The organism is Sporosarcina sp. E16_3, from assembly GCF_017347125.1.
In the GTDB taxonomy this organism is placed as follows: domain Bacteria; phylum Bacillota; class Bacilli; order Bacillales_A; family Planococcaceae; genus Sporosarcina.
In genome coordinates this window covers 127084-139056 of record NZ_JADPRX010000001.1, presented here as the reverse complement: position 1 = coordinate 139056, position 11973 = coordinate 127084, and the positions used below count along the sequence as shown (strand labels likewise).

The following is an 11973-nucleotide window of genomic DNA, read 5'->3' as shown; positions in this document are numbered from 1 at the left end:
TGATCGTAAGGAGGGGAAAACTATGGGGAACAAAATATTTTTATATTTACTTATACTAATAGCTATGACAGTTAGCTCAGCCTGTTCGTATGACAGTGAAAAAGCAGTTCTAAATGGTGATGTCGTCAATATGCATGGGCCTATCTATAATTACCCAGTGTTTGAAACGTTCTTAGAGAGTATGGAGATGAAGGAAGCGGCTACAGTTCGTATTGCGAATTACACGCTCGAAGGTGACCCGACATTATATAATCTTTCTTCCGAAGGCACAACAATCAACTTAGAAATAGACCGTTCAAAAAATAAAAATAGAGGAAACGATCCTGTTAAAATCAACATGGCGTGTACAGATCTCCTAGAAGAGGAAGGTCAACAATTGTTTGTGTACACGCTTAAAGGATGCGATTCACCAATCGAAAGCTTTACGATTTTAAGTGTGGAGAAAGAGCTTGTGAAGGAACACAAGCATTAAATCGGGAGAATCAAGATTGATTGTCCTGACATCAAAGCCAAACGTTAAAAGAATTGATCCATTCCCGTGCTTGGAAGCCGCGGATGGATCAATTCTTTTTTCATCTAGAATCAATGCAACTGTTTAGCTATTAAATTGTCAGCTTCGACTTAGGACATGTCCTTATAATAGGTCAGCTCATGCTGAAGTAGCCATTCCTTTCGCCACAAACCACCTGCATAACCTGTTAATTTCCCATTCGAACCGATAATTCGATGACAAGGAATCACGATACTAAGCTTGTTTTTTCCATTTGCAGTGCCTACTGCCCTGACGGCTTTTTCATTCCCAATTGAATCAGCAATATCTTTATAGGATACCGTTTCGGCACAGGGTACTTTTGTCAATGCGTACCAAACTTTTTTTTGAAAGTCTGTTCCTTCAAAGTTATAAGGAAGTGTAAATTCGTGACGCTCACCTTTAAAATATTGGTCAAGTTGCTGAAGGCAATCCTTCAAAATCGTTGGGGATTCATCCTGCACACAATCCCATACCACATCCCTCTCAGAGAACATTATTGAACTAATAGCCCCGCCTGTACCAATTATTTCAATTACTCCAATCGGTGATTTGTATTCTAATTTATGTAGACTATTCATGTGTGAACCTCCAAAGGGAAAGGGTAGCTTCTTAAATTGAAAAGAAGTAAAACTGGTTTGTTTCTTTTATGAAGCCGACTTTTTCATAAAGTCTTTGTGCTGTTACATTTTCTATATTAGTTTCAAGTAGTACTCCTTTTGCACCTGTTTCCCCCGCAAAAGAAAGGCTTTTTTAATTAATTTTTCGCCAAAACCTTTGCCGCGAACACTTTCCCTTACATACAAATCATTTAACACCCATGTACGCTTCATGCTTACAGATGAAAAGGAAGGATATAGTTGAACAAAGCCAATCGGATTATTTGCATCAAAAGCAATAAAAATTACGGACTCCGCGTTGCTTAATCTGTCTTTAATAAACTCTTTTGCACCGTTAATATTTGACCCTTGGTGATAAAATATTCTATACAAGTCAAACAGCTCTGATAATGAATCAAGATCATTTACTGTTGCTTTTTGTATTCTCATGTGCGCTTCCCCCCATGTGTTTATTGCATTATTGAATTAATCAACTGTACCACACTCAAATTCTGTATTGTTAATAAATTCATCTATCCATTAGCTCATGGCCTCCTTCTACAATGATGTGCTTTAGCCTCTTTTCAATCCTCACTGTTAAAAAGATGGTGTAATTATAGTATTTGATTATAAAACCAAGCTTTCTATTGTTAGATTAGTAGTACTTCGATAAAATCAAACTAAGAGGAAAAATGGAGGTGAGCAAAATACAGCATTCTAACAAAAATAGGGAAAGTATCTCTTTTTTCCAATGGATTCATTTCGTTATTCCCTATGCATACACTGCAGGAATAGCGCTCATCTTAACTTGGATGATAACTGCATCAATACTAATCGGAATAGCTACTATTAAAGAAAATCCAAAGGCTTTCATTTTACAGCCAAAGAAAATAGAGTCTTCCATGAATTCTGTTGAAGCACTAGGTAAAGACCCTTTGATTGGTATTAGTCCTGAAAAAGAAACCATATTCACTATTTTAGTGAAACCATTTATAGAATCTGATTTCAATAAAATTATCTTTCGTGGACTCTTTTTACTGTTTATTTGGATGCTTTTATTTTTAATCATTCCTGTTGCCTTCAAACGTTTAAAAAGATTCAAGTTTTTAAATATGGAATTTGAGGTAGATGAAATTGAAAAAGCTGCAATTGAAACGATAGAAATCAGCGGGACTAAAGCCCAACTGATGGCTTATCTAACTGGCGATGATGCTTCAGGAAGAACTTTAGAATTTTTACATGATTCGGCTATAGATTATAGAGAAGTACTAGAGTATTTCCTTTCAGAAATTCAAATAGGATACAAAAAAAGCCCGCTCAATGCCACATTTTCATATGAAGTGTTTAGTCAATCTCCTCCTGAAGTACTAAATGATTTCATCGAAGAATCTAAGGAAACAGGAGAATCCGTTATTTACAATAAAATCAATGAGGGTAATTTATTCAAGAAAAACTACCTTGTTTTCTATTTTTGTTACAACGGCGATGAATATGTCACTGTAATAAACAGCTATACCTATCCTTTTGATATTTTCGATAAATACCTTTTCGAACTTTTGCATAAAATTGTGAGTAAAAATATTGAGAATATCGAGTATATGGTGGTATTGACACATACAGATAATTAATGGAACGTGAGTCTATCTTGACCAATCAAATGTACTTCATGTATTATGATAGAAAGGAGTGGTATGAATGGTGAAAGTCAAAACTCCAATCAATTCTAAAGATGTTAAAGAACGTGCCGCAAAAAAATTAAATCAATTCAGTGCTAAAGAAAGTACTGAAAGGGCCAATCCTCTGATTATTACTGGCCAAATGGTAAAACCCATTCACGTAAGTAATACTGACCCATTGGTAAGAAAAATATTAAATAAATGAAATATGAACTACCCCGCTTTTGTTTATAGCGGGGTTTATTTTTTATATATCCTTAAATATTTTGAATGTTTTTCAGCTAATTTTTGCATAATCGGCGACTGTCCTACTAAATCAGCGGGTTGTTTAACCGGTAAATTCCCAAGATTTATTTCACTAATGCTTTTAAATTTCTCCCCCTTTAAATACCGTTCATATATCTCGACGATTTTCATATACATTACCTCACTTTCTGAGCCATCTAATCAGTATGTGTGTATTGTAGTATATTCAATACCGTCTGTTTGTTGTTTGTTATTCATATAGACAAAAAAAGTGGTTGGTTTCAATGGAATTCCCGTAGAAATCAACCACTTTTTTTGTTGTCTACTTCAAATCCCCTGCAAGGAGCTCCAAAAAACAGGCTAAATATAATTAAAAAGTAACATTTAGTTTACATAATAATATTATTGAATTTAGATTTATTTAGTTACTTCGATAGAATCAGTATACCTAGCCTGAAGCTTGAAGAATCAAACAAAAAATTGATTAAACCGTCAAAAAGAACGCGCTGTGATGGATTCTTTCAGTCTTCTTCTACAACGGCCATGAGCCACATCACTTCATCTAAAATGACATGTTCGATTGCTTGTTGCCAATATTTATGCACTACCTCAATCAACCCCACCGACTTTTTTTGCCTTGCAGGAATAGTTGCCTTTGTAAAGGCGTAAATGGTGTATCCAGTGAAGTTGTTAATTCGTTATGAAAAAGAAGAAATTCTAACGCAAAATCAAAGATTAGAGGAATCCAAGCCGCATTATCAGGATCGATAAGATATGGCTCTATTTTGCATCGGTTTCCACCACAAAAGCAATAGCTGCTCGTAATAATTCCTCGCCAAATCCTTTAGCACGACCATTTAATTTCACATACAGGCCACTCAACACCCATGCCCGCTTCATACTAACGGATGAAAACGATGGATAGAGTTGAACAAAACCATTCGCATCACCGCCATCGAAGACCATAAAAATAACCGACTCCTCGTTGATTAATTTTTCGTTGATGAACTCCATTGCACCTCAAAGATAAGATTGTTGCTTGTATAAATGCACTTGTATCTGTCGGAGACTACGTATGATCAATGATGGGCAACCCCCTCACAAACTTGCTCTTGATTGATGAACCTAAATAACGGTTCGGCATCGTGTAGATGTAGCATCTTTAATTAAGTAAGCATTCAAATATCTCCTTAATTATAGTATTGGAGTATTCCATTTTCATCTCGATCATGATTCATGCCACAAGTGTGCCATACTCAAATGCTGTCCGAAGAAACAATTGCCTACTTATTTACTACATTTTTATACATTCTCTTTCGAGAGTTTGCTAGATATATCCTTCTTATCGGTTCTACTGTTTTAAAATAGGCTGGAGATAAGGGAGTAATAATCAATAAAGCAGGTATTGGTTTACATAATTATATTATGCGTGTTAAACATAGAGGAATTTATAATTGTGTGCCTCTGTATAATCAAAATCAACCCAAAACCGAGCTGACATACAGCTCGGTTTTGGGTTGATCGGGCATTCATTATTCCATTATCTTTTCTCTTGCAATCTTCTCTCGCAGTGCATCTTCCACGTATTCACTCATTGACAGGTCCTTTTCTTTAGAAATCACCTGTAATTCATCCAGTAAATTTGATGGCAAATCAAATGTCGTGCGTCGGTATCCACTAATTAGCGTCCATTCAGCTTCTTCGATCACAACATCACCCAATACTAGAAATTGCTTGATAATACTCTCTGTAAGGATGTCTGGAACCGGTATAGGTACCGCGATTTCACCGCTTTTTATCGACAGATCAATGTGTGTGTCGTGCTCACGAATGCGGATGTTTTCAATCCCCCACACTTGGTAAACGAAATCAAGGAAATCAAAGGACTCTTGCATATCTTTCGGTAGTAAGAAGTCTGTATAGCCCCTTACTCTCCTATTCGGCTGATGTATTGGATAAGCCGCTTCATACTGATAGGCATGGATGCCGTTCGTAAAAGGAATCCATGTCCGTGATTGCAAATAGAAGCCCCACTCCTGGTTGTCGTTGCGTAATACACGCATCTCTTGCCCCTGTTGTGTACGAAACAGCTGGTAAAGTACGATGTCAAATTTAGCATCATAATACTCAACCCTTGTCCCGCGTGCAGATGCAGTACGTTCGATTTCTTGTCGGATCCAGTCGGCAGTTTCATCCGGAATGGAGTAGATGGTGCGCTCATCTCCGACAGGCAATTCATCCACAGGTAAAGTAGTCTCCCGAATTAAGGCGTAAATACGTTGCGGTGTGACCCCTAATTGCTTAGCGAGTGTAGATGGCCTTAAACCGAGCGGCTGGTGGCGTTGGCGTTCGATCGCAAGTGAGTCTACCTCTTCTTGTTTGTACCTAACTTCACGTATTAGACGGTGTGGATTTGCTATTTTGATGATTTTTTTTTGTTTAGCGTAGTGATACACAGTAGCCTTCGAAATGCCAAGTATGTCCGCTACCTCTTGTCTGGTGTACCAATTTTTCAAGTCAATCTCCCCTGTCTGTCGAATGGATAACGCATAAATCTTGGGTATTTCATACGTTTTTAGTAATTTTTTATGAATAAAAATATAAATAAATAGTGCTTTTTTGATTAAATAAGTCTAATAAATGACGTTTTTATACAGTAAGTTGAATTGAAATGGATTGTAATTCAAGTTCAATGAGCCTCTTATCCTCTAACTATTATAAAAATTGTTAAGTATGTATGATTAAAACGAAGAAGTAAATAATAGAGTAATTCACATTATATCTATGGCTAACATTACTAGTATAACGTGTGTAAATAACAATAGCAACATCATAGTATATCAGAATACATTCCTCATTTATATTAATAATAGATAACATAAACAAAGGGTCTATTTTTTTATGTTAGGTTGAATTTGTGGTAAAATGGATTTACTAATAGATAAAGAACTTATTTGCCATAAAAATGATTGTATTTGCAAAGAAGATTATACATAGTATTTGGATTCGGATAAATCATGTTAGAAACCACTAAATCTAGTTTTGAAAAATAAACAGTTGTAAATATAATTTTAAAGATTGGAATTGCGAAACAGATTGGATTACCTCTCTATTTGAACTAGTTCGTCTATCGCGGTCTAGTATAGGGTTAAAAGTATGGATTGTATTTCAATAGTACATAATGCGCTATTTGTGGATTGTAAAAAGGAGAGTTATATATGGTATTTTCATTGAGTGAAAAAAAACAATTACAAATGACTATATTGAAAAAGGAATTACAGGATTTAACAACTTTACCTTTGCTTCAAAACCAGTTAGATGAAGCTGAAAAACAGGGACAAACGGCTTTTCATGATTTTACGGATCCAGAGATGATGAAATGGTTTCTTTACGAACGTCGCCACTTGAACCAAAAAAACGACCGCACGGAGAGGACGGTCCGCGAGTATGAGCGCGAGCTCCTACTCTTCATCGAACAGCTTCTTACGTATAGCACAGAAATAGATGTAGATGTTGCCAATATAATAGAAGGTTCTCTGTTTAAATCCCTTCAATCGCGTCATTTAAGGAGGTATCAGGAGTGGTTAGCAACTGAAAGTCCTTATGTGGTAAGTAAGGGTTCATATTCCCCCGCCACACTGGAACGGAAAACAACGATACTCAAAGCTTTTTTTGCATTTCTACACAAGGTGGGCTATACCCAAGAACCTATTCACCAGGGACTACGCATTGCGTCTGTTCGAAAAGATGACCGTCCTAACCGTGATTTGGGGCCAGTTGATGTCGTTACACTACTAGATACATTTCGGGACATGCAGCAGCCGGTCATGTTTACCATTATCCATGTCCTCACAACCACAGGGATCCGGAATGAAGAGTTTTGTACCTTGCAGGTGAAAGATTTGAAGTTGGATGCGATTCAAGGCGGCTATTATTTGGATGTTTTAGGGAAAGGTAATAAGAGACGGCATGTTCCGTTGAAAGAGAAAGTGGTACACAGCATTCGCGGTTTTCGCCAGGCAAGGGGCCTACTACCAATCGAGCAAGCACAATTAGATGATCCGCTCTTTACAACGAATACAGGTCGAGCGTATTCCCCCTCGTATTTATCGCAATACGTGAAAAAGGAAATTATCAGCCTAGAACAGCTACAGTTATCGGATCAAACACTGAAAATCACACCTCACGTATTCCGCCATGCTTTTGCGATTATCTCAAAGCTAAATGGGGTAGATATTTATGATATTATGCGTTCGCTGGGGCATGAGAAGATTGAAACGACGATGATTTACTTGGAGAAGGTCTTCGAGAAGGAACGACATGCCATTCATTCGTGGAAATCGGAAGGGTTTGGGGAGTATATTTAGAGTGTGAACAAGTACAGCCCCTTAAGTCGTTGAAATTCCGACTTAAGGGGCTGTACTTTGTGACGCTTTTTATTTGACTGTTAAGCTATTATTGCTAATGAGTTTTTTTAACTAAATGACAGCTTGCTCTTTACTTAAATATCACTTATTTCAATAATTCTAATTTAATTATTTTGCTCCAGGCATTGATAAACCGCCATCAAATCTCGTTTATTTAACTCACGAATACGATTGAAAATTGGAATATCAGCAACAGCCTCAGTATATAGGTTTTTATCAACAACATCACTTACTATACCAGTGAGCCATGTTTCAACCGCTACACCTTCGACAACTTCCTGAAGTCCTTCATCAGTGATGCCACTTTCATTACAACTCACACATGGAATCGTTAATTTAAATACGCCATCATGGAGATTATCTTCTGTAATGACTTTCTTTCCTTTACAGAATGGACATGGATGACTTTTTTTGATTTTATTAATTTGGGTAACAATTTTTTTATATCCAAACGCTTCATAGACATAGGTAAGCTTTTTGTATTTTCCATTGGTGAAATACTTATCAATGATCGTTTCTCTCGTCTCATTAATCTTATCAAAATCACAGATTGTAACCTGGTTGTTCGTGCTGATGGATTTAATATTGCTGCTAATTCTATCCCAGAATGGTAAGGCATTTTGTAATACCACTTCATAACCAGCAAAGCTTGCCATTTCCAATTCAAATACTTTCAGTGCAACTTGTGTTTCCCTAGGCAGTAAGGAGACATCTTCCGTCAACATCATACCTCCGCCGACAATAGATTTCAATTTTACCAGTTCCGGGAGCGCTCCAACTGTTTTCAATGCTTGATCAAGCGGCTGGTTTATTATCTCACGAATATCCGTCTCGCCAAACTTGAGCTTTTTATGATGGTTTAACACAGACCCTTCGCAAATTGGACATGTAATCATCTCTTTGGATGCTTTCATATCCTCTTTTATAATCGATTTCGAAATAGACATATACATCCCAATTATGCTATTAAAGCCTTGCCATGTTCTCTGCGCCTTGGCTGCTTTATCATAAAATGACTTTTCCAAATACCCGTATAAAAAGGTATGCTTTTCTTCTTCTGTCATCTCATTATAACTTTTACTCATATCATGGCCGAGCTCATTCTTAATTTCATCAAATATGAATTCCAATCTTGAGTATTGATAATGTTTTAATACCTCCATCACATCTGGATGCAATAGGCCATCCCAAAATGGAGCATTTTTGTCTTGAATCACAACATCTATATCAAACTTTTCAATCACACGGCGGCCCGAGCAGCTAGGACAATGATTGTCTTGATTATAGAAATCGAAGCTATGCGTATTTTTATTGGTCGTATGGGCTGCCACTATATGGTTGATCAAACCACCCATTTCATAGAGAAAACTATATTGACTATACAAGTGACGTTCCAGATCAATAGCGATGACGGGTGCAATTGTTTCGGATTCGTATTCACCATAAATCAAACGTGCCATTGATGATAGGCTTTTTAGGATGCCGCCCTTATAGACGTTTTCTGCATTTTTAAAATAGGCAATCTGATTTTCTTTTAAATAGTTAATTCCATTTTGTTGATGAATAGTTGAAGAAATTTGCAACGGAGCAACTCTATCCGTACTGTTTTGCTCTCGATAATAATCATCATGACTGACAACATCAAGGTGTTGAACAGGTGCATGCTGCCTTTTCCCAAAGTCGACGATAAAATCAGAGCTTTCCATCATATAAGAATTATGTTCAATCATGATTATTGAGACAGATTCATCGCGCAGAATGCCCCTAATACTATCAATGAATTGATTTAAAATGTTTTGTGATAAACCTTTTGAAGGCTCGTCAAAAATAAAAAGCGTATGTGGGTTTCTTGAGTTGGCAAACAGCTCGGAAACTAAATGGACACATTGAAATTCACCATTTGATAAGGACTGTGTTTTTCTTTCCAATGTCAAATAACCAAGTCCAAGTTTGATCAATAAGCTCAAGCGTTTATAAGCGATATCATCATTCGGCAGTTCATCAATAATATCTTCAATCGAGCGCTGAAAAATATCCTCGATTTCTTCGCTATACTTTGTGAGTTTCCTTTTAATATCAAGAAAAGTCGCAACTGTTGACCGACTGGTAATTGATTGGTTTCGATTTTGCCCCACCATTACCAGTTTATCTTTAGGATATCGCTTCAGAAAATCCTTGGCTATACACTCATTGACAAGTGTAGATTTACCACATCCAGACTCACCCGTAAAGGTTACAAGTCTATTTTGGGGAATCTGAATTTCAACCATTTGAATATTACGACAGTAAAGATCATGAAACTGATAGTATTCTGTTGGCATTGCTAGATTTCTTTCCGAAGTGACTGGTTTTGGACGTGGGGATTCTTCAACAATTCTCCCGCCGTATTTACCACTACCTGGCCCAAAGAACAATTGCTCATCCGTTGTGTCAAGCACCGTGTCAGAATGATCAATGAGCCAAATTTGATTCCTATAGCCCAATTGTTTAATCTGTTCTAAAATTTTTACTAGTGTTTGGTGATCGAGCCCGACCGATATTTCATCAATAATAATAACGGTATTTTCACTTGTTGCCATGAATTCGGCCAAGTAAAGTCGTGTTAATTCTCCACCTGACAGAGTGCCCATAATGCGATTTATAGTTAAGTAACCAATATTCATATTGATAATATTTTTAAGGATATGTTGTTTCGCTTCACTAATATGTAATTCTTCTCCAAGGGAAAGAATCGATTCAATGCTTAAGTTGTTGATATCAGAAATACTATGTGGTTGACCCAATAATTCTATTCTTTTTTGCTCAACTTCTGGATTATAGCGCCTGCCCTCACACTTTTTACATTCGACATTTTTAGTAGTTCCGCGACCTTTACAACCCGGACACCAGCCTAACTCATTATTAAATGAAAAAACTTCTGGAGACAGATTGAATTTTTCAGCAAGAGTAACACGAATGTCTTTAAATACGCCTGTATGTGTGCCTATTGTAGAACGTGGATTGGAAGAAATCGCTGACTTTCCGAGAAAAAGGACTAAAGGCATTTCTTCCATCTTGATGGCACTGAAATTGGTTTCCATAATACCGGGAAATAAATACTGATATTCAGCCTTTGGCAATAAGGAAACGAGACGCTTCTTGGATTCTTCACCAATTGTTTGACAAAAAGTTGTTTTACCAGACCCAGACAAACCAGCAATTCCTAACGATTTATCCACTGGTAGTGCTGCATCTAATTTGTTAATATTGTTCGCAATTAATTGATTTATCTTCATAGTGAACTCCTCTCCAATCTCTAAATTTAGTATAGCCATGTTAGTAAAACTTTAAATTTAACTCGATTCTTTCTTCCATTAAAAATGACGCTTTCCATGTTCCGGAAAAGCGCCCTATTGTTGAAGAGTGGTTTATTTGCATAAATGATTACTACATATTCGACACTACTTATTTAGAACTAACTAGGTGGTATACCTAGCAATAATAACGAACAAAGCGGTATTGGAAAAAACCCTATTTGTTAGGTGCCGAATTTATAGTAATAATTATCAATTTCTGTTTGATTTATCTATTCAAGTATCCAATCAAAAGGTTTGGCCTGAAAAGCAGGCATTATCGAGGATGAAGAAATCAATTTCACAGTTCTGCTAACACTTTTTCGAGCTGCTCACCCATTTGTGTCCAAGCATATTTAGCTCCCTCGATAGCACCCACGCGAGCTTTCGTTTCTTCACTAAATCCAGTTTGATCGAAATGTAGTTGGACTGTTCCCTCTGAACCTTTTTTCAAAGTCCATGTAACAGTTGTGCTTTCTCCGGCACTTACCCAAGTGTAAGATAATTTATGAGGCTCGTCCACTTCAAGCACCTCACTGTCTACAATGCCATCCCACCATTCGTTAGGCTCTGCACGAAACTGAAATTTATGTCCAACGACTGGTTTAAAATCGTTATTCCATATCCATTTCGCAAGCGTATCCGAATCTGTTAAAGCGTTCCACACCTGCTCGATTGAACTCGTAAATTGATAATCTAATGATACATCTGATTTCATTTTTTTTCCTCCAATATAAGATGTAATTTAGCAATTCTTTCTTTCCAAAAACCTTCGTAAAAAGATACCCAATCTTGAATTTCTTTCAACGGAGTGGGATTTAGACGATATCTTGTTTCCCTACCGACTTTTCGAGCGATTACTAGATCAGCATCTTTAAGGATAGCCAAATGTTTAGAAACTGCTGTACGACCCATTTGAAAATGAACCGTTAGCTCATGCAGGGGCAATTCTTCAACATCTGCCAACATTCGAAGTAATTTTCGCCTTGTTGGATCGGCAACAGCGTCATAAACATCCCTTACTTGACTTTTTTCGTTCAAAATCACCCCCGCCTTTTCAATAATATTACCTGTGAGGTCACCGATTAAACTTCATGATAACCTAATAGGACACCTTTTGTTGTCTCATTTATTATAGGACACCAAATGGTGACGTGTCAAGTT

Annotated in this window: 11 protein-coding genes and 1 pseudogene; 4 read left to right on the top strand and 8 right to left on the bottom strand. The window is 36.9% G+C overall.

The window, feature by feature from the left end:
* Positions 1 to 22 precede the first annotated feature (22 nt).
* Positions 23 to 472 (top strand): DUF4362 domain-containing protein, encoded by a 450-nt coding sequence (locus I2483_RS00690; protein ID WP_207173189.1) that lies wholly within the window; start codon positions 23 to 25, stop codon positions 470 to 472.
* A gap of 149 nt (positions 473 to 621) precedes the next feature.
* Here the strand turns inward: I2483_RS00690 and I2483_RS00685 are convergent, their stop codons facing one another.
* Positions 622 to 1110 (bottom strand): methylated-DNA--[protein]-cysteine S-methyltransferase, encoded by a 489-nt coding sequence (locus I2483_RS00685; protein ID WP_207173188.1) that lies wholly within the window; start codon positions 1108 to 1110, stop codon positions 622 to 624.
* A 31-nt stretch (positions 1111 to 1141) separates the two neighbouring features.
* Positions 1142 to 1578 (bottom strand): annotated as a pseudogene (locus tag I2483_RS00680) (GNAT family N-acetyltransferase).
* A gap of 248 nt (positions 1579 to 1826) precedes the next feature.
* Between I2483_RS00680 and I2483_RS00675 the strand changes: the two are divergent.
* Both I2483_RS00675 and I2483_RS00670 read left to right on the top strand, forming a co-directional pair.
* Positions 1827 to 2756 (top strand): hypothetical protein, encoded by a 930-nt coding sequence (locus I2483_RS00675; RefSeq protein ID WP_207173187.1) that lies wholly within the window; start codon positions 1827 to 1829, stop codon positions 2754 to 2756.
* Positions 2757 to 2823: 67 nt separating this feature from the next.
* A complete protein-coding gene (locus I2483_RS00670) occupies positions 2824 to 3009 on the top strand; it encodes a hypothetical protein (protein ID WP_207173186.1) in 186 nt (61 codons plus the stop codon).
* Between the two features lie 35 nt (positions 3010 to 3044).
* Here I2483_RS00670 and I2483_RS00665 read toward each other — a convergent pair whose 3' ends face one another.
* The 3 genes from I2483_RS00665 to I2483_RS00655 all read right to left on the bottom strand — a co-directional run bounded on the left by I2483_RS00665 (position 3045) and on the right by I2483_RS00655 (position 5566).
* The gene (locus I2483_RS00665) at positions 3045 to 3221 is read right to left on the bottom strand and encodes a hypothetical protein (protein ID WP_207173185.1); all 177 of its coding nucleotides are present in this window, start codon (positions 3219 to 3221) and stop codon (positions 3045 to 3047) included.
* A 609-nt stretch (positions 3222 to 3830) separates the two neighbouring features.
* Complete coding sequence (locus I2483_RS00660; protein ID WP_207173184.1) at positions 3831 to 4064, bottom strand: GNAT family N-acetyltransferase; 234 nt, start codon at positions 4062 to 4064, stop codon at positions 3831 to 3833.
* A gap of 518 nt (positions 4065 to 4582) precedes the next feature.
* A complete protein-coding gene (locus I2483_RS00655; RefSeq protein WP_207173183.1) occupies positions 4583 to 5566 on the bottom strand; it encodes a helix-turn-helix domain-containing protein in 984 nt (327 codons plus the stop codon).
* A gap of 702 nt (positions 5567 to 6268) precedes the next feature.
* Here I2483_RS00655 and I2483_RS00650 point away from each other — a divergent pair.
* Positions 6269 to 7417, top strand: a complete 1149-nt coding sequence (locus I2483_RS00650; protein WP_207173182.1) for a tyrosine-type recombinase/integrase — start codon at positions 6269 to 6271, stop codon at positions 7415 to 7417.
* A gap of 164 nt (positions 7418 to 7581) precedes the next feature.
* Here the strand turns inward: I2483_RS00650 and I2483_RS00645 are convergent, their stop codons facing one another.
* From I2483_RS00645 to I2483_RS00635, 3 genes are all read right to left on the bottom strand, one after another.
* Positions 7582 to 10752: an ATP-binding cassette domain-containing protein gene (locus tag I2483_RS00645; RefSeq protein ID WP_207173181.1), complete on the bottom strand. Its 3171-nt coding sequence runs from the start codon at positions 10750 to 10752 to the stop codon at positions 7582 to 7584.
* A 358-nt stretch (positions 10753 to 11110) separates the two neighbouring features.
* Complete coding sequence (locus I2483_RS00640) at positions 11111 to 11527, bottom strand: SRPBCC family protein (protein ID WP_207173180.1); 417 nt, start codon at positions 11525 to 11527, stop codon at positions 11111 to 11113.
* Complete coding sequence (locus I2483_RS00635) at positions 11524 to 11850, bottom strand: ArsR/SmtB family transcription factor (RefSeq protein WP_207173179.1); 327 nt, start codon at positions 11848 to 11850, stop codon at positions 11524 to 11526. Before I2483_RS00635 ends, I2483_RS00640 begins: the two co-directional genes overlap by 4 nt.
* Between the last annotated feature and the right edge of the window lie 123 nt (positions 11851 to 11973).

Bases quoted from the DNA above. Each gene is read 5' to 3' on its own strand.
- I2483_RS00690 (WP_207173189.1), top strand. From the start codon at position 23: ATGGGGAACAAAATATTTTTATATTTACTTATACTAATAGCTATGACA.
- I2483_RS00685 (WP_207173188.1), bottom strand. From the start codon at position 1,110: ATGAATAGTCTACATAAATTAGAATACAAATCACCGATTGGAGTAATT.
- I2483_RS00670 (WP_207173186.1), top strand. From the start codon at position 2,824: ATGGTGAAAGTCAAAACTCCAATCAATTCTAAAGATGTTAAAGAACGT.
- I2483_RS00665 (WP_207173185.1), bottom strand. From the start codon at position 3,221: ATGAAAATCGTCGAGATATATGAACGGTATTTAAAGGGGGAGAAATTT.
- I2483_RS00660 (WP_207173184.1), bottom strand. From the start codon at position 4,064: ATGGAGTTCATCAACGAAAAATTAATCAACGAGGAGTCGGTTATTTTT.
- I2483_RS00650 (WP_207173182.1), top strand. From the start codon at position 6,269: ATGGTATTTTCATTGAGTGAAAAAAAACAATTACAAATGACTATATTG.
- I2483_RS00645 (WP_207173181.1), bottom strand. From the start codon at position 10,752: ATGAAGATAAATCAATTAATTGCGAACAATATTAACAAATTAGATGCA.
- I2483_RS00640 (WP_207173180.1), bottom strand. From the start codon at position 11,527: ATGAAATCAGATGTATCATTAGATTATCAATTTACGAGTTCAATCGAG.